We start from the raw sequence: 22,266 nt of genomic DNA, 5'->3' as shown, positions 1-22,266 counted from the left end.
TGAGCGAGGGCAGTAATGCATAATGAGTTGGACACCGTGCTGGAGGTGGAGGATCTTTCACTGTGGTATGGCGAGAAGCAGGCGCTTAGTGCCATCAGGCTAAACGTGCCCAAAAACCGGATCACCGCGCTGATTGGGCCTTCCGGCTGCGGTAAGTCGACCCTGCTGCGCTGCTTTAACCGGATGAATGATTTAATCGACGGCTGCCGGACTGAGGGTGATATTCGCATTAATCAGCAATCGATTTTGGGCGACAGCCGGGATCTGGCCGCGCTGCGCAGAAAGGTGGGGATGGTCTTCCAGCGTCCAAATCCGTTCCCGAAAACCATCTACGAAAATGTGGTTTACGGGCTGCGTCTGCAAGGCGTGCGTGATCGTCGGGTACTCGATGAAGCGGTTGAGCGAGCTTTACGCGCAGCGGCGCTGTGGAGCGAAGTTAAAAACAATCTCTGGCAGAATGCGCTAACGCTTTCCAGCGGACAGCAGCAGCGGCTGGTGATTGCCAGAGCGATAGCCATCGAACCTGAAATTTTACTGCTGGATGAGCCGACATCCGCCCTGGATCCCATCAGTACGCTGGTCATTGAAGAGTTGATGAGCACGCTTAAACAGCATTTTACGCTGGTTTTGGTTACACACAATATGCAGCAGGCGGCACGCGTATCGGATTTTACCGCGTTTATGCATCAGGGCAGCGTGGTGGAGTTTGGCGAGACGGATAAGATATTTACCACGCCACGGCAGCGGCGTACGGAAGATTATATTACCGGGCGCTATGGCTGAATCGAACGTTTTGGCTGAAGGGAAAAAGTGGCCTGTTGCACCGTGCAGGCGTCAGGAACACGGGCCGTGCATAAAGGCACAAAAAGCGCCTTCCTGACAGCGCCGCCCGGGCCGTCTATGGCCCGGGCGGCGTTATTACCGTACCGTATTCCTGATGCTCTGAACAAATTCATGGCCTGCAAAAAAACATGCTCCTCACGCGAGCACTATCTCAACCGCCTCAACCGTTTTTTAGCCGGTTCAGTCGTAAGCATGGCCTTCCGGCGGTAATTCTTTACCGTCCAGCCAGGCAGCACCGTCGCGCATCACTACTCTTCCTTCCAGATACCAGCTAACAACCAGCGGATAGATAGCATGTTCCTGATGCTGCACGCGCTCCGTCACATCCTCTTCGGTATCACCGGCAAAGATTGGAACTTTCGCCTGAAGGATCACCGGGCCGCCGTCCAGCTGCTCAGTAACAAAATGCACGGAAGTGCCATGCTCGTCATCGCCGTTTTCAATGGCCTGACGATGAGTATGTAAACCGGGGTATTTGGGCAGCAGGGAAGGGTGGATATTGAGCATCCGACCCGCGTAGCGAGCAACAAATGCCGGGCTGAGAATACGCATATAGCCCGCCAGCACCACCAGATCGGGCGCATAAGCATCGATTTCCAGCATCAGCTGACGGTCGAATGCTTCGCGATCGGCAAAATCAGCCGCGCTGAGCGCGTGAGCAGCGACACCCGCTTCACGCGCACGCGTCAGCCCGTAAGCCTCGGCCTTATTGCTGAATACGGCAGCGACGCTGCCGTGGATCCGCTGCTGCTGGCAGGCTTCCAGAATGGCCTGGAGATTGCTCCCCTGACCAGAAATAAGCACTACCAGCCTTTTCATGCGTTGATAACCACCCGCTCTTCGGAATCTGACGCTTTGATCACGCCAATCTTCCAGGCTTTCTCACCGGCTGCGGTCATCAGCTCAACCGCTTTATCCGCTTCGCTTGCGCTCAGCGCAATCAGCATGCCGACGCCGCAGTTAAAGGTGCGGTACATTTCAAAACGGCTAACGTTGCCCGCTTCCTGCATCCAGCCAAACACCGCTGGCCATTCCCAGCTTTTTTCATCCAGAACTGCCTGGGTGTTATCTGGCAGCACGCGAGGGATGTTTTCCCAGAAGCCGCCGCCGGTCAGGTGCGCGATGGCATGCACATCAACCTGTTCAATCAGGCTCAGGATGTTCTTCACATAGATGCGGGTGGGTGCCAGCAGGTGATCGGCCAGCGATTTGCCCTCAAGCTGGGTCGCTTCAGGATCGGTTTTGCTGACTTCCAGAATTTTACGTACCAGCGAGTAGCCGTTGGAGTGTGGCCCGCTGGAGCCCAGCGCGATCAGCACGTCGCCATCCTGTACTTTGCTGCCGTCAATAATTTCTGATTTTTCCACCACGCCGACGCAGAAGCCTGCCACGTCGTAATCTTCACCGTGGTACATGCCTGGCATTTCAGCGGTTTCGCCGCCCACCAGCGCACAGCCGGACTGGGAACAGCCTTCGGCGATGCCGGTGATCACGCTGGCAGCGGTGTCCACGTCCAGCTTGCCCGTCGCATAATAGTCAAGGAAGAACAGCGGCTCGGCGCCCTGTACCACCAAATCATTCACGCACATCGCGACCAGATCGATACCGATAGTATCGTGGCGTTTCAGGTCCATCGCCAGACGCAGCTTGGTGCCGACGCCGTCAGTGCCGGAAACCAGAACGGGCTCACGGTATTTTTGCGGCAGCGCACAAAGCGCACCGAAACCGCCCAGTCCACCCATCACTTCCGGGCGACGCGTCTTTTTCACCACGCCTTTAATACGATCGACTAAAGCATTACCAGCATCGATATCTACGCCGGCGTCTTTATAGCTGAGAGAGGTTTTGTCGGTCACTGCGAAATCCCCACGCGGTTTGCGGTTGGTGGTTGGAAAATAAAGCGCGGCAATTCTAACAGCGCAGGCAAACGTTTGCGAGCCTCATCTTCCGTGACATTGCGGATAGCTAAATTTTAGCCAATTCTTACAGGAGCGTGTGTGATGTTTTAAAACCTGGATTAAATGGTAGGTTGCAGCGCCGGAATGGCGCTATAATCCCGCGATTTTTTTTTAGCAATATTTTCCGGGAGAACAACAATGAAGATCGTGGAAGTTAAACACCCATTGGTCAAACATAAACTGGGTCTGATGCGTGAGCAGGATGTCAGTACTAAACGCTTTCGTGAGCTGGCTTCAGAAGTAGGTAGCCTGCTGACTTACGAGGCGACCTCGGATTTAGAAACGGAAAAAGTGACCATTGAGGGCTGGAATGGCCCGGTGGAAATCGATCAGATCAAAGGTAAGAAAATTACCGTCGTACCCATCCTGCGTGCCGGTCTGGGTATGATGGAAGGCGTGCTGGAGCACGTGCCAAGCGCTCGTATCAGCGTCGTCGGCGTTTACCGTGATGAAGAAACGCTGGAGCCCGTGCCGTATTTCCAGAAGCTGGTTTCAAACATTGAAGAACGCATGGCGCTGGTCGTTGACCCGATGCTGGCGACCGGGGGGTCGATGATCGCCACTATCGATCTGCTGAAAAAAGCGGGCTGTAGCAGCATCAAAGTGCTGGTGCTGGTTGCCGCGCCGGAGGGGATTGCCGCCCTGGAAAAAGCGCACCCGGACGTTGAACTGTACACCGCATCAGTCGATCAGGGGCTGAACGAAAAAGGATATATCATTCCTGGTCTCGGCGACGCAGGCGATAAAATCTTCGGTACGAAATAAGCGTTAAGCCGACCAGAGAGTCGGTTTTTTATTGTCTGAAAAAGGGTATTACTATGACGCGTCGCGCGATAGGCGTAAGCGAGCGGCCACCGCTGCTGCAAACTATTCCACTCAGCTTCCAGCATCTGTTCGCCATGTTTGGCGCGACGGTGCTGGTTCCTATCCTTTTCCATATTAACCCGGCGACGGTGCTGCTGTTTAACGGCCTCGGCACGCTGCTGTATTTATTTATCTGTAAAGGAAAAATCCCCGCTTATCTGGGATCGAGCTTTGCTTTTATCTCACCGGTACTGCTGCTGTTGCCGCTGGGTTATGAAGTGGCGCTGGGTGGCTTTATTTTGTGCGGCGTGCTGTTCTGCCTGGTGGCGCTGATTGTTAAAAAAGCCGGTACTGGCTGGCTGGACGTGATGTTTCCACCTGCGGCAATGGGTGCCATTGTGGCCGTCATTGGTCTGGAGCTGGCTGGCGTGGCGGCGAATATGGCCGGGCTGCTGCCGGCAAACGGCGCGTCCGTCGACGGTAAAACGATCCTGATTTCCATGGTGACGCTGGCGGTAACGGTATTTGGCTCGGTGCTGTTTCGCGGCTTCCTGGCCATTATTCCCATTTTGGTCGGGGTGTTGGTGGGGTATGCGCTCTCTTACTTCATGGGGATCGTCAACTGGTCGACGGTTGAAGCCGCGCCCTGGTTTGCCTTACCGACCTTTTATACGCCGCGCTTCGAATGGGCGGCCATGCTGACCATTTTACCTGCAGCGCTGGTGGTGATTGCCGAGCATGTTGGCCATCTGGTGGTGACGGCAAATATTGTTAAAAAAGACCTGCTAAAAGATCCGGGTCTGCACCGTTCGATGTTTGCTAACGGCATTTCTACCGTATTTTCAGGCTTTTTCGGCTCCACGCCAAATACCACCTATGGCGAAAACATCGGCGTAATGGCAATCACCCGTGTTTACAGTACCTGGGTGATTGGTGGCGCGGCCATTCTGGCCGTTTTGCTGTCGTGCGTCGGCAAGCTGGCTGCGGCAATTCAGGCGGTGCCGGTGCCGGTGATGGGCGGCGTATCGCTGCTGCTTTATGGCGTGATTGGCGCTTCAGGGATCCGCGTGCTGATCGAATCGAAAGTCGATTACAACAAGGCGCAAAACCTGATCCTGACCTCGGTGATCCTGATAATTGGCGTCAGCGGCGCCACGGTTCATATCGGCGCGGCCGAACTGAAAGGCATGGCGCTGGCGACTATCGTGGGCATCGCGCTGAGCCTGATTTTTAAAGTCATTAGCCTGATCCGCCCGGAAGAGGTGATCCTCGAGCCTGAAGATCGCGATTAAGTTTCGGGCAGCTGAGGCTGCCCGTTTCATAATCCTTGCAGAGTTGTGATAAACTTCAGCCGGATTTTGCCCGATCGATACTGAGGTGCTTCTGAATACGCCGGCACAGCTCTCTTTGCCACTCTATTTGCCCGACGATGAAACCTTCGCCAGCTTCTGGCCAGGGGAAAATCCGTCGCTGATTGCTGCGCTGCAAAGTGCGCTGCAACAGGAGCACGGCAGCTATTTCTATTTCTGGTCACGGGAAGGCGGCGGCCGCAGCCATCTGCTGCATGCTGCCTGCGCACAGCTGTCCGCTCACGGTGAAGCAGTGGGTTACGTGCCGCTGGATAAGCGCACCTGGTTTGTGCCAGAGGTGCTGGATGGAATGGAACAGCTGGCGCTGATCTGCATTGATAATATTGAATGCATTGCAGGCGATGAGCCCTGGGAAATGGCGATCTTCGATCTCTATAACCGCATTCTGGAAACCGGTAAAACGCGTCTGCTGATCACGGGCGATCGTCCACCCCGTCAGCTGAATTTAAAGCTACCGGATCTCGCTTCCCGCCTCGACTGGGGACAAATCTATCGGCTGCAACCGTTATCCGACGAAGACAAACTTCAGGCAATGCAGTTGCGCGCAAAATTGCGAGGTTTTGAACTTCCTGAGGACGTGGGACGTTTTCTGCTAAAAAGGCTGGATCGTGAAATGCGTACGCTGTTCGTCACGCTCGACAAGCTGGATCGCGCTTCTATCAGCGCCCAGCGCAAGCTCACTATTCCGTTTGTGAAGGAAGCGCTGGGCCTGTAAATAGCGGCATAAAGCCACTGGCATCACGTAAAACATTTACTCTTTTCTGCATGTTTTAGTATGCCTTAGCGGTGGTCAGGATCTCCAGCACCTGCGCCGGCGGTCGCCCCAGACGCGCTCTGCCATAGGCAATGACAATAGGTCGCTCAATTAGCTTCGGATTATCGGCCATGATTTGCAGTAGCTGCTCCTCGCTTAAGGTTTCATCATCCAGATTCAGCTGCTTATAAACATCTTCCTGCTGACGCATCAGCTCCCGGGCGGTGGTGAATTCCAGCTTCGCCAGGAGCGTTTTCAGCGTGCTGACAGGCGGGGGATCCTCCAGATAGAGTACGATTTCAGGGGTAATACCCTGCGCTTGCAGGAGCTGTAACGTTTCGCGGCTCTTGGAGCAGCGTGGGTTATGATAGATCAGGATATCGGACATCATTCACCTCTCTATTTTTTCTGATATTGATGGAAACGCTGCTGTAACTGACGCAGCTGGTCAATCCGCGCATCATACCGCGCCTGTTTAAGGCTACCCAACGGCACCGACGCGCTGGCGCTGCTCAGGCTGCGGATCGCCTGATCCAACTGGCCATTCAACGCCAGACTTTCGGCACGTGCCGCCTGTTCTTCATCGCTTAGCCCCTGATCGGCAGAGGCTTTAGCCAGCAGATCCCAGCCGTTAGGGTCATCTTTGTGCGCCCAGGTATAACGGTAAAGCACTTTACTGGCATTCGCCGGCTGTTTGGCTTCAACAAAGGCGTTCGCCAGGTTCAGCTGCACAACCGGGCTACCGCTTGCCTGAGCGCCCTGCAACAGCGCTACGGCGCGCTGAGGCTGGTTCAGGCCGATGTCGATATCCGTCATAATATCCAGATACCAGACATTGCCGGGTTGTTTAGCCAGCAGCGGCGCAATAATGCGTCGGGCATTCTCAAAGCTTTTCGCCTGTAAAAACTGCACGGCTTTGCCGTACTGAGCGGCGGCCTGTTCACGCGTATTGCCCTTACTAAGTGTATCAAGCAGATCGTCAGTAAGCTGATTTTGTCCTGTGGCGTACATCCCAAGTATGCGCACTTTTGCCATGTAAAAGTCTTGCGAAGACTGCACCACGACCGCTTTCATCTGGTTAGCACGGTTGCGGGCATCGGAAAGGCGGCTGTCGGGGAGGGGATGGGTGAGCAAAATTTCCGGCGGTTTGGAGGAAAAGCGCGACTGATCCGCCAGTTTTTGCAGAAAATTCGGCATGGCCTGGGGATCAAATCCGGCACGCTGAAGCACCTGAATACCAATACGGTCCGCTTCCTGCTCGTTTTGCTGAGTAAAGCTGATAATGCCCTGTTGCGTACCGGCCAGCGTACCGCTCAGGGCAGCCATTCCCGCCTGCGGGTTGGCCATCGCCAGTAAAATGGAGCCTAAAGCCCCAACCCAGGTGAGTGGCGCATTGCGCTGTTGCTCTTCCATCGCGCGTGCCAGATGACGCTGCGTAACGTGGGAGATTTCATGAGCCATAACCGAAGCCAGCTGGCTTTCATTATCGGTATAGCGAAAGAGCGCGGAGTGCAGCACCACATTGCCGCCAAAAAAAGCGAAGGCGTTAATTTCATCATTGCTGACGAGATAAAAATGAAAAGGCGTTTTCACCGACCAGGCATGCGTAACCAGCCGCTGGCCGAGCTGATTCACATAGTCATTCAGCAGGGGATCGTTGATCAGGGGCGCACTGGCGCGTAGCTGGCGCACATAGAAATCACCCATCGCCAGTTCCTGATTAATAGAGAGCGTATTACCGGCGGTCGTACCGATATCCGGTAACATATCGCTAACGTCCGCTGCGACGGAAAATGAGGTTGCCGCCAGTGCAGCGATCATTGATGCCAGCGCGCAGTGCTTCAATCGGTTAATCATACTGAATCCCATTCTGATGAAGTCCTCGTTGATCCTTCGCGGTGATCCGCATCCCGGATGTTTACCGCAGGCTATCTTAACCACAGGAAATGAGGAAGGAAACGACTCGCGTCAGCTATTCATCAGGCCAGAAAGAAACCGGGCGTAACTCACTTAAAAAAACTGAAAGACACTGCGCTTACAGGGTGAGCAATCCTGCGCTATTTAATTAAAATTTGTCAGGTTTACTCAAATAAATTGAAGTTTGTATGTAAATGGTTAGGTATAGTCCGAAAAACAAGTTAATTGATCGTGTTGTAACAAAACCATTACGCAAGGATCGAGCGTCTTTTTGTTACATTTATACAGAATCTACCGTACCAACAAATAAAAGAATAATGGCAGTTTGACGGGGCTGGAAAATATCAGGATTGAGGTGGTGCCTGTTAATGCAGGGAGTTTTGTTTCTTTTAAAAGTTAAAGCCATGATTAATACTGGCTCTTTATTGCCACGCTAATCCCACTTATTTATTTTGCAAATGAGAATAAAAACTTATTTGGACGAACAAAAAAATGGCACTACCAGCCATTACGATTATTTGTTCGATGAAATTATATTTTTAAGTGTGGTATATCTCTTTTCGTTTTCTTAACCGTTACGTTTATTTTCCTTTTTGACGTCAGGCCACTGACGCAAGTATGAAGGTAGAGAGGATTCTATGCGCCCTGTTTTATCTTACGTTTTAATTGCTGTTGTAGCCGGCCTGGTGGGAGCCAGTTTTTCAAAAGCCCCCGATCTGGCCGATAAATTTAGCCAGCATTTTGGCAGTCAGCCCAGCGACCCTGAAGGATTCTGGACAACGCCCGCTATTGATGGGTATGGCAAAATTCATTACGAATCCGATGCCGCTTATAAGCCTGCAAGCGGAGACAGTAATAAAGTCGTTTTCCAGATTACCAAAGCGGAAAATGGCCCCACCGTGCCTAACCTCGGTCTTGAACGGGTTGCCCGCGTGGTTAATTTATATATTGCTGCCGGTGTCCCGCAGGATAAGTTGAAATTCGTGGTTTCCGTTACGGGTGATGGCACGCCAGCCATGCTCACGAATGCGCAATACAAAAAGTTTTATGGTGTTGATAACCCGAACCTGAAGCTGATTAATGAACTGCGGGCGAAAGGTGTGGACGTCTCGGTTTGCGATCAGTCGGTCGCTTTTCATCATTTTAATCATGACTGGATCGATACTTCTGTTACACATGCCTTATCCAGCCCGACAACCGTCGCAACGCTGGAAAATCAAGGATACGCTTTTCTCGCCATGTAATAATCCTTACGTTTTCTTAACATAGCGGGCGCTGGCCCGCTTAATTTCCTGCTAAAGAATGGAATGTTTGCCTTAAGTTTTTGGCCATATGGACGATAACGTAGATCACAGCCTGCCGGTTCTCTTCTTCTGCACATGGCCGAAGAGGGAAGGGGGGTGACGATGTACTATCAGCGCATGCTTCACCAGGGCATGAGACGCCATAAGACCTAAAAAAATAAGACGCGACATCTATGACATGTTTCTTCGAGGTAAGCCCATGCTGAGGCAAAAAAGACTCAGGGCGGACTTGCTAACGCTTATTACTTTATTAGTGATAGCCAGCATTGTAATTACATTAGCCAGTTCGCTCTATGCCAGTTCGCAGGTACAGCGGGAAGTGCTGATTAATAACACGCTGGAGTCTAACCGCGTCTATGCCACCAAGCTGGCTTCCACGACGGAAATGTTTTTCCAGCAGGCCGAGTCGCAGCTTGCCTGGAGTGCGAAAGAAATCAGTTCGGGTATGGATGACGATGCTCTGACCTTGCGTGAAGTGAATCGCCTGCGTGAACAGACCCGTAGCTTCAACTCGGTAGTGATTGTCGATGCCAACGGTTGGTTGAAAGCTATTTCGCCTGAATCACTGATGCTTAAAGGGATGCATCTGACCTCCAGCGCCACGCGTCAGGCACTGGCGGAACGTCGGCCGCTGGTCAGTAAAGCCACGCTTTCCGCCGCCAATAATCTGATGGTGTTTGTTTCTTATCCTATCTGGTCTGCAAACGGCAACTACCTTGGTTTTATTGGCGGCACGATTTACCTGAAGAAAAAAAGCATTCTTAACGAATTGCTGGGCGAGCAGTTTTATCGCGACGGCTCGTCGCTGTACGTCGTTGATGGCGACAACCGGGTGCTTTATCACCAGAACAGCAGGCTCATCGGGCAGACGATTAAGCCGTTAATCAGCGACGATCGTAAAAAAGATAATGGTTATCAGCAGGTGTTAAAACAGCATGGTGAACCGATGCTGGCAGGCTACGCCATGGTTGCCACGCCGGGCTGGATGATTGTTGCGATGAAGCCGACGCAGACTACGCTGGTGCCTCTGACCAGCCTGGTGCTGAAAGTTCTGCTGCGCTCCATTCCCTGGGTACTGTTGACGATATTTTTAGCCTGGTTCCTTGCCCGATTGATTGCCAAACCGCTGGGGCAGCTGGCCAGTAAAGCGACGCAGATGGATATGCTGGGTGTTTCGCTGGAGATTGGCAATATCCGTTCGTGGTACTACGAAGCCAGTCAAATTAAAGCCGCAATGCTGACCGGCATCGGCCTGTTGCAGGATAAAATCGGTCGGCTGAAGTTTGAAGTGCAAACAGATCCGCTAACGTCTTTGCTTAACCGACGCGGCCTCAGCGCGGTACTGGAATATTTTATTGCTACCAATCAACCGTTTGCGGTGCTGGCGCTCGATATCGACCATTTTAAACGGGTGAATGATACCTGGGGCCATGACGTGGGCGACAGCGTGATTAAGAACGTGGCGCAGCAGTTGGGCAAAAGCTCACGGCAGACGGATGTGGTTTGTCGTAACGGTGGTGAAGAGTTTTTGATGATCCTCCCTGGCGCAGACCGCGATATGGCGGGTGCGATTGCTGAACGCGTGCGCAAAAGAATCGAACAGCAGGAGCAAGAGCTGGTGGGCCACGTCACCATTTCCATTGGCGTTGCGCTGTGGGCTGCTGATAACGCCTCTGTCGAACGCGTGTTCAAGCAGGCTGATGATGCGCTCTACGCGGCTAAAAATGCGGGCCGTAATCGGGTGATAATTAGCCCGCAGCGGGATGAAATTCAGGCTGAAAAGCTTCGTCAGCAAGGTTGATTTCCAGCCTGAGCCAGACCGCAGCCGGTTCACGCGACAGCGCCAGCCTGTTTCATGTAGACTCTCCCGCTCCTTCAGAAAGCCAGGAAGTTTGACATGCTGGATCTTTTATTACAGTGGTATCGTCGTCGGTTCAGCGATCCCCAGGCTATTGCACTACTGGCGATCCTTCTCGCCGCCTTCGGTATTCTTTTCTTCTTTAATGGCCTGCTGGCGCCGTTGCTGGTCGCGCTGGTGGTCGCTTATCTGCTGGAGTGGCCAACGGTGCGTCTTGAGCGTCTGGGCTGTTCCCGCACCTGGGCTACTACCATCGTACTGATTATTTTTGCCACCATCGTGCTGATGCTGATTTTGGTCGTCGCACCGATTGCCTGGCAGCAAAGCATTAATCTCGCGCATGAGCTTCCCGCCATGTTGACCAGCCTGTATCACTTTGCCACGCGTTTGCCGGAGCGCTTTCCTGCGTTAATGGACGTGGGCATTGTTGATATTGTGGTAGAAAATCTGCGTGCGCGTCTGAGCGGCATGGGCGATCAGCTGGTTAAATACTCGCTGGCATCGCTGGTTGGCCTAATGACGCTGGCAATCTATCTGGTACTGGTGCCGCTGATGGTCTTTTTCCTGCTAAAAGACAAAGCGCAAATGCTTGCCGCTATTAGTCAGGTATTGCCGCGCAATCGCGGCCTGGCCGGTCAGGTGTGGGAAGAGATGAATCAGCAGGTTTCCAACTATATCCGTGGCAAAGTGCTGGAGATGATCGTGGTCGGCATTGCCAGCTGGATAGGTTTCCTCGCTATCGGCATGAATTACGCTTTATTACTGGCGGTGCTGGTTGGTGTATCGGTACTGATACCTTACGTCGGCGCGCTGGCGGTGACGATACCTGTAGTGGGTGTTGGTCTGGCGCAGTGGGGGCTGGGCAGCGAATTCTGGACGATGATTATCGTTTATCTGATTATTCAGGGACTGGATGGCAACATTTTAGTGCCGGTACTGTTTTCCGAAGCGGTCAATTTGCATCCGCTGGTGATTATCCTCTCGGTGGTGATTTTTGGTGGCCTGTGGGGCTTCTGGGGCGTGTTCTTCGCTATTCCGCTGGCAACGCTGGTCAAAGCCGTCGTGCATGCCTGGCCGGACGAGCTGGCAAAACCTCTCTGACCTGACAGAAAAGTATTGCTCAGGATTGCAGCAGTTGTATGTGCCGATTAAATGAACAGTTGCGGAGGGGCTTTATTATGAGAGATGAGACCGATTCTAAAATGGAAAAACTCAAGATAAAAACAGATTAAATTCGTTGCCTGGAAAAGATTTGGTTGCGAGTTTTGGTGAGATTGTCGCGGGTGAAAAGCATGTCGGTTTGGCAGATTACCGTCCATTGGGCAAAATGCGGGTATCGTCTGGACAACGATTTTCACGGCGTCAGTTAAACTCTCATGAGGCTTAATCTGGCTCAGAGGCCTGTTTGACTCAAAACCCCACTAAAGCGGGGTTTTGAGTCAGGATTTGATCAGGCCGACTGCAGATAATCCATCACGATATCGTGATGGTTACTGGTTTTAAAATCGTCGAACACCTTCTCAATCTTGCCGTTGGCATCGATTAAAAAGCTGATGCGGTGAATCCCGTCGTAGGTTTTACCCATAAAAGTCTTCTCGCCCCAGATGCCAAACTGCTCGGAAACCTGATGGTCTTCGTCAGAAAGCAGCGTGAAGTTCAGCAGCTCTTTCTCAACAAATCGCGACAGTTTTTCGGGCTTATCCGTGCTGATCCCTAGCACTTCAACGCCGGCTTTTTTCAATTCGTCCATGCTGTCGCGCAAGCCGCAAGCCTGAACGGTGCAGCCGGGCGTCATCGCCTTCGGGTAAAAATAGACCAGAACGCGCTGTCCCTGGAAGTCGGTTAAATTTATCTGCTCGCCGTCCTGATCGGGCAAGCTAAATTTCGGTGCTAAATCACCGGCCTTCAGTGGATTCATCACTATTCTCCGTTTTTTCATCATGCTGTGGATACTGAACGACGCTAATAGTGCCTTGAGCGCTCAACTCTGTACAGAGGCTGTTAAATGCCTGCTCGATAATCGCGGCATCCTGGCTGGCCGGACTGTGGGCGGTGATCTGAATATAGAGCAAAGGCGGCTGATTTTCTGCCGCAGGCTGCGTGCGGGAAACCAGCTCAGCGATATTCATCTGCTGAGAGTCGAATAAATCGGTAAAGCGTTCAATGATATGCGGCGAGTCGGCAACTTCAACCTGCACCCATACCGTTGCGGGCATTGGCGGCCGTTCGCGAAAAGTCGTGCGCTTCATCACGATCAGCAATTCCAGCTCGGCGCCTTTCAGCGGCAGCGTGGATTCAATAAGGGTAATGGCGTTCCAGCTGCCGGAAAGCAGCATGATAAAAGTGAATTCATCACCGAGCATGGCAAGACGGCTATCTTCAATGTTGCAATCGCAGCTGCTGACGTGGCGGGTGATGGCATTGACGATCCCCGGGCGATCGACCCCCACGGCGGTGATAACCAAATGTTGTTGAGGTAACTGCGGCAAAATGATGCTTCCTGTGCGTCTCAGTGATTAGCAATTGTGATAACCCTAAGGTAAACATAAAAAATACCCTCTGCCAAGGGGCCACGCGGGCTTGCCGCTTGCTTTTCAATAGCTGTCAAACGTACCATGAAGAACTTGTTTGTGGAGGGGATGGCAAATGTTCACGGGAAGTATTGTTGCGCTCGTTACGCCGATGGATGACAAAGGGTATGTCTGCCGTACGAGTTTAAAAAAACTGATTGATTATCATGTTGCCAGCGGAACAGCGGCAATTGTCTCCGTGGGAACAACCGGCGAATCCGCCACGCTCAGCCATGATGAGCATGGTGATGTGGTGATGATGACGCTGGATTTAGCCGATGGCCGTATTCCTGTTATCGCCGGAACCGGCGCCAACGCGACGGCAGAAGGGATCGCACTGACCCAACGTTTTGAAAAAAGTGGCGTGGTTGGCTGTCTGACCGTTACCCCATACTACAACCGTCCTACTCAGGAAGGGCTGTATCAGCACTTCAAAGCCATTGCAGAAAGCACCGATCTGCCGCAAATGCTCTACAACGTACCCTCGCGTACCGGTTGTGACATGCTGCCGGAAACCGTGGGTCGTCTGGCGAAAATCAAAAATATTATCGGAATCAAAGAAGCAACCGGGAACTTATCGCGGGTAAGTCAGATCCAAGAGCTGGTTGATGAAGACTTTGTGCTGGTCAGTGGCGATGATGCCTCTGCCCTCGACTTCATGCAGCTGGGCGGAAAGGGCGTAATCTCCGTGACTGCGAACATCGCCGCGCGCGAAATGGCCGAGCTGTGCGCCTTTGCACAGCAGGGTGACTTCGTTGCCGCGCGCCGCCTGAATCAGCGCCTGATGCATCTGCATCAGAAGCTATTTATTGAGCCTAATCCTGTCCCGGTAAAATGGGCGGCTAAAAAATTAGGATTAATTGCAACCGATACGCTGCGTCTACCCATGACGCCGATGACTGATGCCGGTCGTCCGGTTGTTGAGCAGGCACTGAAAAACGCAGGCCTGCTGTAAATTTAGGGAGAATTAATGGCTTACTCAGTACAAAAGTCTGCGATCGCGAAAGTGGTTGGTGTTTCACTGGTGATGCTGCTGGCAGCTTGCTCCAGCGACCAGCGTTACAAGCGGCAGGTTAGCGGAGACGAATCTTATCTGAAGGCGGCTGATATCAGCGAGCTGCATGCGCCTTCAGGGATGATTTTGCCGCTGCAAAATGGTGATTTCGACATTCCTTCCGTGAGCAGCAAAGGTGCCGTCGGCAAACAGCTGGATATCCGCCCACCGGCCCAGCCGCTGGCGTTGATGAACGGCACACGCACGCAGTTTGCCGGTAATTCCGGCGTGTTGCTGGTGGACAATGCCCGTAACGGTGCGCTGTGGCCGCAGGTTGTCGATATTGTGCAGGCGCGTAATTACACCATTGCCAGCCGTACCGACGCCAGCCAGACGCTGACCACTGACTGGGTGCAGTGGAACCGTGCTGATGAAGACCATCAGTATCGCGGACGTTATCAGATCGCCGTTCAGCAGCAGGGCTATCAGCAGGCGCTGACCGTTAAGCTGCTGGAACTGCAACAGGAAGATAAAGTTGTTAATTCTCCTGTGCAGCTTCAGCGTTATACCGCCCAGATGCTCAACGAGCTGAGCATGGGTCTGGATAAGATCGAAAACATTCGTGAAGATTCCGCGGCGAAAAACAGCGCTGCGCAGATCAATGTGCAGAGCGGGGCGGATGATACTGGCCTGCCAAATCTGATTGTGCGTGCGCCGTTCAACACCGTTTGGGAACGTCTGCCAGCAGCGCTTCAGCGCATCGGCATGAAAGCCTCAGACCAGAACCGTTCGCAGGGCAGTCTGAGCGTGGCTTACAGCGCGCCTTCAGAAGAAACCTGGGACAGCCTGGGTGCGAAAGATCCGGGGCTGCCAAACGGCAACTATAAGTTGCAGGTCGGCGATCTGGATAACCGCAGCAGCCTGCAGTTCCTCGATCCAAAAGGTCACTCGCTGACCCAGTCGCAGAATGACGCCTTAGTGGCGGTATTCCAGGCGGCATTCAGCAAGTAATCGACCCGGCCGGATTTATCCGGCCTTTTTTATTTTCTGCTGCGTAAACGATTGCTTCGGTTTTTTCGCCGCAGATCATACAATAGCCACCGCACAATAGGTTCATTCCCCAGCAGTCAGCCACGGGGATCCACGTTTGGAGTTAGACAAGATGAAAAAGCAAGCTGAGTTGTATCGCGGCAAAGCGAAAACCGTTTACAGCACCGAAAACCCGGATCTGTTGGTACTCGAATTCCGTAACGATACGTCAGCACTGGACGGTGAGCGTATCGAACAGTTTGATCGTAAAGGGATGATTAATAATAAATTTAATTATTTCATCATGAGCAAGCTACAGGAAGCAGGCATCCCAACTCAAATGGAAGCGCTGCTGTCCGATAACGAAGCGCTGGTGAAAAAGCTGGATATGGTACCTGTTGAATGCGTGGTGCGTAACCGTGCGGCTGGCTCACTGGTGAAGCGTCTCGGCGTGGAAGAGGGCACAATCCTGAATCCGCCGCTGTTCGACCTGTTTCTCAAAGACGATGCCCGCCACGATCCGATGATCAATGAATCCTACTGTGAAACCTTCGGCTGGGTGAACAAAGAGAACCTGGCGCGGATGCGTGAATTAACTTACAAAGCGAATGATGTGCTGAGCAAGCTGTTCTCCGATGCTGGCCTGATCCTTGTCGACTTCAAACTGGAATTTGGCCTGTTTAACGGCGAAGTGACCCTGGGCGATGAGTTTTCACCAGATGGCGCGCGTCTGTGGGATAAAGAAACCCTGAACAAGATGGACAAAGACCGCTACCGTCAGAGTCTTGGCGGCCTGATTGAAGCCTACGAAGAAGTGGCTAACCGTCTTGGCGTGAAGCTGGACTGATTTTTTCGGCTGCGGCTGACTGGCCGCAGCTTATTTTACGCTTTCTCCTGTTTTATCACGCCTTCGGCCGCCGCGCGCTGGCCAACGTTGCTGTTCCCTCACTGTCAGTAATTTCCTGCCGTTATTCACGATGCTGGTGTTAGTGCTTTCGCACGACTAAAATCAGAACAACTTTAAGATCACCAGGAGTAATTTATGCGTTGGCAAGGGCGCCGTGAGAGCGATAACGTGGAAGATCGCCGTAATGAATCCGGTACGGTAGGCGCGGGACGAATGCGTATTCCCCGTGGAAAGGGCGGCATTGTCATTCTGATTCTGGTAATGATTGCCGGTTACTATGGCTACGATTTAACTCCGCTACTGACCGGAGAGACCTCATCTTATTCTCAGCCGGCTTCACAACAGCAGGGAATCAATCCTCAACAGGACGAGTCCGCAAAATTCACTTCAGTGATCCTCGCCACAACGGAAGATACCTGGCAAAAAATCTTTCAGAAGATGGGGAAGAACTATACGCCGCCAAAACTGGTGATGTACCGTGGCGCTACGCGAACGGGTTGCGGCACCGGCCAGTCGGTAATGGGGCCTTTCTATTGCCCGACGGACAGCACCGTTTATATCGATCTCTCTTTTTATGACGAAATGAAAAACAAGCTGGGTGCGGATGGCGATTTCGCACAGGGTTACGTTATTGCCCATGAAGTAGGCCATCACGTACAACGGCTGCTGGGTATCGAATCCAAAGTACGGCAGTTGCAGCAGGGCGCATCTCAGACGCAGGTCAATCAACTTTCCGTGAAGCTTGAGCTACAGGCTGACTGCTTCGCGGGCGTTTGGGGACACTATATGCAGCAGCAGGAAGTTCTGGAGCCGGGGGATTTGCAGGAGGCACTCAATGCGGCTGAAGCGATTGGCGACGATCGCCTGCAACAGAAAAGTCAGGGGCGCGTAGTGCCGGACAGCTTCACTCATGGCACCTCGCAACAGCGCTACAGCTGGTTTAAAAAAGGCTACGACAGCGGTAATCCTGGCCAGTGTGATACCTTCAGTGGCTGATCTGGGCAACATTATTGAGCAAACGGAAAGGCTAAAACGCCAGGGCTTACGGCGACTGATGGTCGTTAGCGGCGAGGCGCAGTGGTGCCAGCTTCAGGCACAGCAGTGGATCTCCCTGCTGCCTGGAGACTGGCTGTGGATTGGCGATGCGCCGCAAACGCCGCTGAACTGCAAACCTTCTGCTGCAAAAACGCTGCTGGGACAAGAGTTTCTGCATGCGGTCTTCGACGCCCGCGACGGTTTCCATGCCGAAGCGCTGGCGGTGCTGGCCGGTACCCTCAAAGCGGGTAGCTGGCTGGTCATCCTTGCTCCGGAGTGGGAAAGCTGGCCCACACAGCCCGATCTTGATTCCCTGCGCTGGAGCGAAACCTCCACGCCGATTGCCACGCCCAACTTTATCCATCGCTTGCAGAAACGCTTGCTGGCAGATAAGCAGGTCGCGCTTCTGCGCCAGCATCATGCGCCTGTGTTGCCCTCGCCACCAGCCACCCCAGAATGGCAGCCGGATGATACCTCTCAGCAGCAGCAAGTATTACAACAGCTTCTGAGAAGCGAGCCGGGCATTTCAGTGCTGATTGCCCCGCGTGGCAGAGGAAAGTCAGCGCTGGCGGGTACCCTCGCCGCACGCTGGCGGGGCCGCTGTTTGATCTCCGCACCGGCTAAAGTTGCCACGGACGTGCTGGCGAAATTTGCCGGTGATGCGTTTGAGTTTATCGCCCCGGACAGGCTACTGGCGCTTACCGCAGCAGAGCGGCCAGAAAATATCGACTGGCTGGTGATTGACGAGGCGGCGGCCATTCCCACCCCTATGCTTCATCAACTGGTTCATCTTTATCCACGCGTCCTGCTGACCACGACCTTGCAGGGTTATGAAGGGACGGGGAGAGGCTTTTTGCTGAAGTTCTGCGCTTCTTTACCCGAGGCGACAATTCTCAGGCTGGCACAGCCGCTGCGCTGGTCACAGTTCGATCCGCTGGAACGCTTTATTGATGACACGCTGTTATTTAGCGAGGCGGAACCGATCGCAGCCGAGCGTGATATTGATTTTAGCTATCCTCAGCAAAACGAATGGCAAGGCCGCGCTACCCAGCTTGAGGCGATGTACCGCCTGCTGACCAGCGCCCATTACCGCACCTCACCGCTGGATTTACGGCGCATGATGGATGCGCCCGGCATGCATTTCAGCGCTGCATTGCAAGGTGACCAGGTGCAGGGTGCGCTGTGGCTGGTGGATGAAGGCGGATTGTCAGCCGGGCTGGCAGAGGCCGTATGGGCAGGACTACGCCGACCGGCAGGCAATCTGGTTGCCCAGTCGCTGGCGGCCCACGGCGGCTGGCCGGAAGCCGCTGCCCTGACGTCGCGTCGCATCAGCCGTATCGCCATTTCTCCTGCGCTTCGGCAGCGAGGCATCGGTCGTCAGATGATACAGCAGAGCCTTGGGCATGCCGAAGGGCTGGATTTTCTCTCGGTGAGTTTTGGCTATACTGAAGTTTTATGGCGCTTCTGGCAGGCCTGTGGTTTTCAGCTGGTGCGATTTGGCACTAAACCGGAGGCCAGCAGCGGCTGCTATACCGCAATGGCCATCCTGCCGCTGAGTGAAGCGGGCAGGGCGCTGGCAGAAAAAGGCAGGCGAAAACTGGCCCGCGACTGGCCCTGGCTGCGGCCTCAGCTGCGGGATGTGGATCTGGCGCTAACGCTTACCGCAAGCGAGTCGGGCGCGGTTAATCAACTGGACGAAGACGACTGGCGGGATCTGGCCGGTTTCGCCTGGGCGCATCGGCCTTTTGAAGCCAGTATCGGCGCGCTTGGCCGTCTGGTCAGCAATGACTCACGTGAGCTGCCATTATTACAAGGCGCGGTTCTTGAACGGCTCTCTCCGACCTGCCTCATTCAGCAGTCCGGGCTGTCGGGGCGTAAAGCGCTACTGGCTGGCTGGCGGCAGGAGACGCAGCGGGCACTGAACCGGTTGGATCCGCAGCGCAGCGCAAACTGGCAACGCTATATCGCTATATTGCTGCAAAATCAGCAGCGCTAAGCTTTTCCTGTTGCGATGCGTAAGGCTTTTTAAGGAGGAAACCATGCACCATGACTATTTTGTTGTTCAGCGTCCCGTCAGCGCTCCGGCTCAGCTGTTCCTGTTATTTCACGGCGTGGGCGATAACCCCATATCCATGGGCGATCTGGGCAAATGGTTTGCCGACTCTTTCCCACAGGCGATGGTGATCTGCGTCGGCGCATCGGATTCTGGCGTCCATGGCCGTCAGTGGTATTCTGTCGACGATCTGAGCGAAGAAAATCACCAGCAGCGAGTCGATGCGGTAATGGCAACGTTTACTGAAATTATCCGGGACTGGCAGCGTCAGAGCGGCGTAAAAGCGGAAGCAACGGCGCTGATCGGTTTTTCTCAGGGCAGCACCATGGCGCTGGAGGCGATCAAGGCGCAGCCGGGCCTCGCGGGAAGGGTAATTGCTTTCTCGGGACGTTATGCCAGCCCGCCACAATCGGTGACAAAGCGTACCACCATTCATTTGATCCACGGTGATGATGATGAACAAGTCCCGTTAGGCCATGCGCTTGAAGCCGAAGCACAGCTGCTGGCGCTGGGGGGGGACGTCACGCTGAATATTGTGGAAGATTTGCCGCATGCTGTCGATCAGCGCGCCATGCAGTCGGCGCTGGATCATCTGCACTATACGGTGCCGCGACGCTATTTCGATGAAGCCCTGAGCGGCAGCGCGCCGGGTGATGATGACGTCATCCCAATGAGATGATAAAAGCAGGGACGGATGCCCCTGCTGAAAATGTTATTTCTTCTTCGGCCAGTCTTCGTCGTCATCCCACTTATCGTTAAAATCACGATGCGGCGGCAGATCCGGTTTATTATCCAGATACTTTTTAGGATCGATGCGCTTCAGGTCTTTATAAACGTTCATCAGAACGCCCACCATCAACACAATGACCAGCAGCCACCAATAATGCTTGAGAAATTCCATATCTGCTCCTTAAGCGATAAGCTGTTCCATAATACGCTGGTACATACGGCTAAGCAGTTGTAAATCAGCGGCTTTCACACACTCATTGATTTTATGAATGGTGGCGTTCACCGGCCCTAACTCCACAACCTGTGCACCCATTCGGGCAATAAAGCGCCCGTCAGAGGTGCCGCCTGTCGTCAACAACTGCGGTTTAATTTCATTATAGTGCTCAACGGCGTTTACCACCGCTTCTACCAGTTTTCCGGTTGAAGTCAGGAACGGCTGGCCGGAAACCGTCCATTCCAGCGTATAACGGAGCTGGTGACGGTCTAACAGTTCCCGCACGCGCTGTTTAATCAGCTCGTCGGTCAGCTCGGTACTGAAGCGGAAGTTAAACTGCACGAAAAACTCGCCAGGAATAACGTTATTACTGCCGGTTCCGGCCTGAACATTAGCAATCTGCATGCTGGTCGGCGGGAAAAATTCATTGCCCCGATCCCACTCTGTCGCCACTAATTCATTCAGCGCTGGCAGCGCGCGGTGAACCGGGTTATCAGCAAGATGCGGATAGGCCACGTGCCCCTGAACGCCGTGCAGCGTCAGGTTAGCGGTCATTGAACCACGGCGACCATTTTTCACTACGTCGCCGACGATTTCGGTACTGGATGGTTCGCCGACCAGACAGTAATCAAGACGTTCACGGCGCGCCATCAGTGTTTCAACAACCTTAACCGTGCCGTTGGTGGCGCTGGCTTCCTCATCTGAAGTAATCAGAAACGCAAGCCGTCCTTTATGATTGGGGTGACTGGCAACAAAACGCTCGGCGGCCACCGTCATTGCGGCCAGCGAGCCTTTCATGTCCGCTGCGCCACGTCCGTAAAGCATACCGTCGCGGATGGTCGGTTCAAACGGCGGATTGATCCAGCGGTTGGCATCCCCGGCGGGTACCACATCAGTATGACCGGCAAACGCCAGCGTCTCGCCCTCACCACGCCAGGCCCAGAAGTTTTGGGTGTCGCCGATATTCATGGGTTCAATGGTGAAACCCAGCGCGCGCAGGCGTTCCATCATAATGGCCTGACAACCGGCATCATCCGGGCTGAGGGAAGGGCGACGAATAAGCTGCTGCGTCAGCTCAATGACCGGACAGAACATAATCAGGACTTCTCCACGATAGGCTGGTAAGCATTTTCACTAAAGCCCAGCAGCATAGAGCCGTCGGCGCTACAGAGCAACGGGCGTTTAATCATTGCCGGGTTTTCCAGCATCACTTCCCGTGCCGCTGCGGCATTATTCACCGCGCTGCGCGTTTCTTCGCTTAATTTACGCCATGTCGTACCGCGCGTGTTCAGTAATGCTTCCCAACCCAGCTGGTCGATGAATTTTTGCAGCAGTGCAGCATCCAGTCCGTCGGCCCGGTAATCGTGAAACTGATAGTTCACGTCCCGGGCTTCTAAATATTTTCGCGCCTTCTTGATGGTGTCGCAATTTTTAATGCCGTACATCGTCAGCATGGCGGGGTTCCCTTCTTTTTTCTGTGGGTTTCATCTATATTCGATACTGCTCAGGCGCTTAGTTTACAACGGATACGCCTGAGAGGCACGGAAGACGGCACGTTTAACAGAGAGTTAGCATCAGGAGGGACAATATGAACTATATGAAAGCGTCTTCCGCCCATACGGTTGAAGAAACGAAGTCGACAATTGTGATCGCCCGGAAAAGAGAGAGCCGCTGCGATGAGTTCAATCACATTGTGGAGGCGGTGCTGGCAGAACATCCGGAAGCCAAAACCCATATCGACAGCGAAAGCGGCGGTTACGATAAAATCATCGTATTGAAATAACAGCGATTCTGAGGGGAGGTTTCTCCCCTCTCACTTGACAGCCACTACTGGTGATATTCCCTCTCTTTTAGCGCCTCTTTTTGATGAGACAAACCTTTCTAACCTTATGATGACACTGCTATTAATTGCCTGGGTAATCATATC

The 22,266-nt window shown here is 53.5% G+C and carries 23 protein-coding genes; 14 read left to right on the top strand and 9 right to left on the bottom strand.

Annotated features, from left to right (window positions below):
* The first annotated feature begins 15 nt into the window (after positions 1–15).
* Positions 16–783 carry a phosphate ABC transporter ATP-binding protein PstB gene (pstB, locus tag AAGQ96_RS15755; protein ID WP_147199160.1) on the top strand — a complete coding sequence of 256 codons (768 nt, stop codon included), beginning with the start codon at positions 16–18 and terminating at the stop codon, positions 781–783.
* Positions 784–1,023: 240 nt separating this feature from the next.
* Here the strand turns inward: pstB and purN are convergent, their stop codons facing one another.
* On the bottom strand, positions 1,024–1,662 hold the full coding sequence (gene purN, locus AAGQ96_RS15750; RefSeq protein ID WP_147199159.1) for a phosphoribosylglycinamide formyltransferase: 639 nt from the start codon (positions 1,660–1,662) through the stop codon (positions 1,024–1,026).
* Positions 1,659–2,699 (bottom strand): phosphoribosylformylglycinamidine cyclo-ligase, encoded by a 1,041-nt coding sequence (gene purM / locus AAGQ96_RS15745; protein ID WP_147199158.1) that lies wholly within the window; start codon positions 2,697–2,699, stop codon positions 1,659–1,661. The genes purN and purM overlap by 4 nt, the downstream gene beginning before the upstream one ends.
* A gap of 240 nt (positions 2,700–2,939) precedes the next feature.
* Here purM and upp point away from each other — a divergent pair, with 240 nt between their 5' ends.
* The 3 genes from upp to hda all read left to right on the top strand — a co-directional run bounded on the left by upp (position 2,940) and on the right by hda (position 5,690).
* Positions 2,940–3,566 carry a uracil phosphoribosyltransferase gene (gene upp / locus AAGQ96_RS15740; protein ID WP_125289554.1) on the top strand — a complete coding sequence of 209 codons (627 nt, stop codon included), beginning with the start codon at positions 2,940–2,942 and terminating at the stop codon, positions 3,564–3,566.
* 53 nt (positions 3,567–3,619) lie between these two features.
* Positions 3,620–4,897, top strand: a complete 1,278-nt coding sequence (gene uraA, locus AAGQ96_RS15735) for a uracil permease (protein WP_147199157.1) — start codon at positions 3,620–3,622, stop codon at positions 4,895–4,897.
* Positions 4,898–4,988: 91 nt separating this feature from the next.
* A complete protein-coding gene (hda, locus tag AAGQ96_RS15730) occupies positions 4,989–5,690 on the top strand; it encodes a DnaA inactivator Hda (protein ID WP_342755578.1) in 702 nt (233 codons plus the stop codon).
* A 55-nt stretch (positions 5,691–5,745) separates the two neighbouring features.
* Here hda and arsC read toward each other — a convergent pair whose 3' ends face one another.
* Together arsC and AAGQ96_RS15720 are read right to left on the bottom strand one after the other, a co-directional pair.
* A complete protein-coding gene (gene arsC, locus AAGQ96_RS15725) occupies positions 5,746–6,117 on the bottom strand; it encodes an arsenate reductase (glutaredoxin) (RefSeq protein ID WP_147200657.1) in 372 nt (123 codons plus the stop codon).
* Between the two features lie 11 nt (positions 6,118–6,128).
* A complete protein-coding gene (locus tag AAGQ96_RS15720; protein ID WP_147199155.1) occupies positions 6,129–7,586 on the bottom strand; it encodes a M48 family metallopeptidase in 1,458 nt (485 codons plus the stop codon).
* A gap of 698 nt (positions 7,587–8,284) precedes the next feature.
* Here AAGQ96_RS15720 and AAGQ96_RS15715 point away from each other — a divergent pair.
* The 3 genes from AAGQ96_RS15715 to AAGQ96_RS15705 all read left to right on the top strand — a co-directional run bounded on the left by AAGQ96_RS15715 (position 8,285) and on the right by AAGQ96_RS15705 (position 11,909).
* On the top strand, positions 8,285–8,890 hold the full coding sequence (locus AAGQ96_RS15715) for a DsrE family protein (RefSeq protein WP_147199154.1): 606 nt from the start codon (positions 8,285–8,287) through the stop codon (positions 8,888–8,890).
* Between the two features lie 259 nt (positions 8,891–9,149).
* Positions 9,150–10,751, top strand: a complete 1,602-nt coding sequence (locus AAGQ96_RS15710) for a sensor domain-containing diguanylate cyclase (protein ID WP_342754012.1) — start codon at positions 9,150–9,152, stop codon at positions 10,749–10,751.
* 96 nt (positions 10,752–10,847) lie between these two features.
* Positions 10,848–11,909, top strand: coding sequence for an AI-2E family transporter (locus AAGQ96_RS15705; protein WP_147199152.1), 1,062 nt, complete (start codon positions 10,848–10,850; stop codon positions 11,907–11,909).
* Positions 11,910–12,258: 349 nt separating this feature from the next.
* On the opposite strand, the gene bcp is transcribed toward AAGQ96_RS15705, so the two are convergent.
* Together bcp and AAGQ96_RS15695 are read right to left on the bottom strand one after the other, a co-directional pair.
* Positions 12,259–12,726 (bottom strand): thioredoxin-dependent thiol peroxidase, encoded by a 468-nt coding sequence (gene bcp / locus AAGQ96_RS15700; RefSeq protein ID WP_147199150.1) that lies wholly within the window; start codon positions 12,724–12,726, stop codon positions 12,259–12,261.
* Positions 12,704–13,297 (bottom strand): glycine cleavage system transcriptional repressor, encoded by a 594-nt coding sequence (locus AAGQ96_RS15695; protein WP_147199149.1) that lies wholly within the window; start codon positions 13,295–13,297, stop codon positions 12,704–12,706. Before AAGQ96_RS15695 ends, bcp begins: the two co-directional genes overlap by 23 nt.
* A gap of 157 nt (positions 13,298–13,454) precedes the next feature.
* Here AAGQ96_RS15695 and dapA point away from each other — a divergent pair, with 157 nt between their 5' ends.
* The 6 genes from dapA (at position 13,455) to ypfH (ending at position 20,075) form a co-directional block, all read left to right on the top strand.
* Positions 13,455–14,333: a 4-hydroxy-tetrahydrodipicolinate synthase gene (gene dapA / locus AAGQ96_RS15690; protein WP_147199148.1), complete on the top strand. Its 879-nt coding sequence runs from the start codon at positions 13,455–13,457 to the stop codon at positions 14,331–14,333.
* Between the two features lie 15 nt (positions 14,334–14,348).
* Positions 14,349–15,383: an outer membrane protein assembly factor BamC gene (gene bamC / locus AAGQ96_RS15685; protein WP_147199147.1), complete on the top strand. Its 1,035-nt coding sequence runs from the start codon at positions 14,349–14,351 to the stop codon at positions 15,381–15,383.
* A gap of 151 nt (positions 15,384–15,534) precedes the next feature.
* The gene (gene purC / locus AAGQ96_RS15680) at positions 15,535–16,248 is read left to right on the top strand and encodes a phosphoribosylaminoimidazolesuccinocarboxamide synthase (protein WP_147199146.1); all 714 of its coding nucleotides are present in this window, start codon (positions 15,535–15,537) and stop codon (positions 16,246–16,248) included.
* A gap of 195 nt (positions 16,249–16,443) precedes the next feature.
* Positions 16,444–17,304: a neutral zinc metallopeptidase gene (locus AAGQ96_RS15675; RefSeq protein ID WP_147199145.1), complete on the top strand. Its 861-nt coding sequence runs from the start codon at positions 16,444–16,446 to the stop codon at positions 17,302–17,304.
* Position 17,305: 1 nt separating this feature from the next.
* On the top strand, positions 17,306–19,339 hold the full coding sequence (locus AAGQ96_RS15670; protein WP_342755577.1) for a GNAT family N-acetyltransferase: 2,034 nt from the start codon (positions 17,306–17,308) through the stop codon (positions 19,337–19,339).
* Positions 19,340–19,382: 43 nt separating this feature from the next.
* Positions 19,383–20,075, top strand: coding sequence for an esterase (gene ypfH / locus AAGQ96_RS15665; protein ID WP_147199144.1), 693 nt, complete (start codon positions 19,383–19,385; stop codon positions 20,073–20,075).
* Positions 20,076–20,108: 33 nt separating this feature from the next.
* Here the strand turns inward: ypfH and AAGQ96_RS15660 are convergent, their stop codons facing one another.
* Genes AAGQ96_RS15660 through AAGQ96_RS15650 form a run of 3 tightly spaced genes read right to left on the bottom strand, consistent with a single transcriptional unit; the run spans position 20,109 to position 21,793 of the window.
* Positions 20,109–20,297, bottom strand: coding sequence for a YpfN family protein (locus tag AAGQ96_RS15660; RefSeq protein WP_147199143.1), 189 nt, complete (start codon positions 20,295–20,297; stop codon positions 20,109–20,111).
* Positions 20,298–20,306: 9 nt separating this feature from the next.
* On the bottom strand, positions 20,307–21,434 hold the full coding sequence (gene dapE, locus AAGQ96_RS15655; protein WP_147199142.1) for a succinyl-diaminopimelate desuccinylase: 1,128 nt from the start codon (positions 21,432–21,434) through the stop codon (positions 20,307–20,309).
* Positions 21,435–21,436: 2 nt separating this feature from the next.
* Complete coding sequence (locus AAGQ96_RS15650) at positions 21,437–21,793, bottom strand: ArsC family reductase (RefSeq protein WP_342754010.1); 357 nt, start codon at positions 21,791–21,793, stop codon at positions 21,437–21,439.
* A gap of 134 nt (positions 21,794–21,927) precedes the next feature.
* Between AAGQ96_RS15650 and AAGQ96_RS15645 the strand changes: the two genes are divergently transcribed.
* Positions 21,928–22,122: a hypothetical protein gene (locus tag AAGQ96_RS15645; protein ID WP_147199140.1), complete on the top strand. Its 195-nt coding sequence runs from the start codon at positions 21,928–21,930 to the stop codon at positions 22,120–22,122.
* Positions 22,123–22,266: the final 144 nt, after the last annotated feature.

This window comes from Pantoea sp. MBD-2R (genome assembly GCF_039134845.1).
Taxonomy (GTDB): Bacteria; Pseudomonadota; Gammaproteobacteria; order Enterobacterales; family Enterobacteriaceae; genus Erwinia.
This window is presented reverse-complemented; position numbering and strand designations above follow the sequence as displayed.

What these genes read in the sequence shown, in the direction of transcription:
- AAGQ96_RS15645 (WP_147199140.1), top strand. Translation starts at nt 21,928, where the DNA reads ATGAACTATATGAAAGCGTCTTCCGCCCATACGGTTGAAGAAACGAAG.
- AAGQ96_RS15650 (WP_342754010.1), bottom strand. Translation starts at nt 21,793, where the DNA reads ATGCTGACGATGTACGGCATTAAAAATTGCGACACCATCAAGAAGGCG.
- pstB (WP_147199160.1), top strand. Translation starts at nt 16, where the DNA reads ATGCATAATGAGTTGGACACCGTGCTGGAGGTGGAGGATCTTTCACTG.
- bcp (WP_147199150.1), bottom strand. Translation starts at nt 12,726, where the DNA reads ATGAATCCACTGAAGGCCGGTGATTTAGCACCGAAATTTAGCTTGCCC.
- upp (WP_125289554.1), top strand. Translation starts at nt 2,940, where the DNA reads ATGAAGATCGTGGAAGTTAAACACCCATTGGTCAAACATAAACTGGGT.
- AAGQ96_RS15710 (WP_342754012.1), top strand. Translation starts at nt 9,150, where the DNA reads ATGCTGAGGCAAAAAAGACTCAGGGCGGACTTGCTAACGCTTATTACT.
- dapE (WP_147199142.1), bottom strand. Translation starts at nt 21,434, where the DNA reads ATGTTCTGTCCGGTCATTGAGCTGACGCAGCAGCTTATTCGTCGCCCT.
- AAGQ96_RS15705 (WP_147199152.1), top strand. Translation starts at nt 10,848, where the DNA reads ATGCTGGATCTTTTATTACAGTGGTATCGTCGTCGGTTCAGCGATCCC.
- AAGQ96_RS15720 (WP_147199155.1), bottom strand. Translation starts at nt 7,586, where the DNA reads ATGATTAACCGATTGAAGCACTGCGCGCTGGCATCAATGATCGCTGCA.
- bamC (WP_147199147.1), top strand. Translation starts at nt 14,349, where the DNA reads ATGGCTTACTCAGTACAAAAGTCTGCGATCGCGAAAGTGGTTGGTGTT.
- purC (WP_147199146.1), top strand. Translation starts at nt 15,535, where the DNA reads ATGAAAAAGCAAGCTGAGTTGTATCGCGGCAAAGCGAAAACCGTTTAC.
- ypfH (WP_147199144.1), top strand. Translation starts at nt 19,383, where the DNA reads ATGCACCATGACTATTTTGTTGTTCAGCGTCCCGTCAGCGCTCCGGCT.
- AAGQ96_RS15660 (WP_147199143.1), bottom strand. Translation starts at nt 20,297, where the DNA reads ATGGAATTTCTCAAGCATTATTGGTGGCTGCTGGTCATTGTGTTGATG.
- purN (WP_147199159.1), bottom strand. Translation starts at nt 1,662, where the DNA reads ATGAAAAGGCTGGTAGTGCTTATTTCTGGTCAGGGGAGCAATCTCCAG.
- AAGQ96_RS15715 (WP_147199154.1), top strand. Translation starts at nt 8,285, where the DNA reads ATGCGCCCTGTTTTATCTTACGTTTTAATTGCTGTTGTAGCCGGCCTG.
- arsC (WP_147200657.1), bottom strand. Translation starts at nt 6,117, where the DNA reads ATGTCCGATATCCTGATCTATCATAACCCACGCTGCTCCAAGAGCCGC.
- AAGQ96_RS15675 (WP_147199145.1), top strand. Translation starts at nt 16,444, where the DNA reads ATGCGTTGGCAAGGGCGCCGTGAGAGCGATAACGTGGAAGATCGCCGT.
- dapA (WP_147199148.1), top strand. Translation starts at nt 13,455, where the DNA reads ATGTTCACGGGAAGTATTGTTGCGCTCGTTACGCCGATGGATGACAAA.
- uraA (WP_147199157.1), top strand. Translation starts at nt 3,620, where the DNA reads ATGACGCGTCGCGCGATAGGCGTAAGCGAGCGGCCACCGCTGCTGCAA.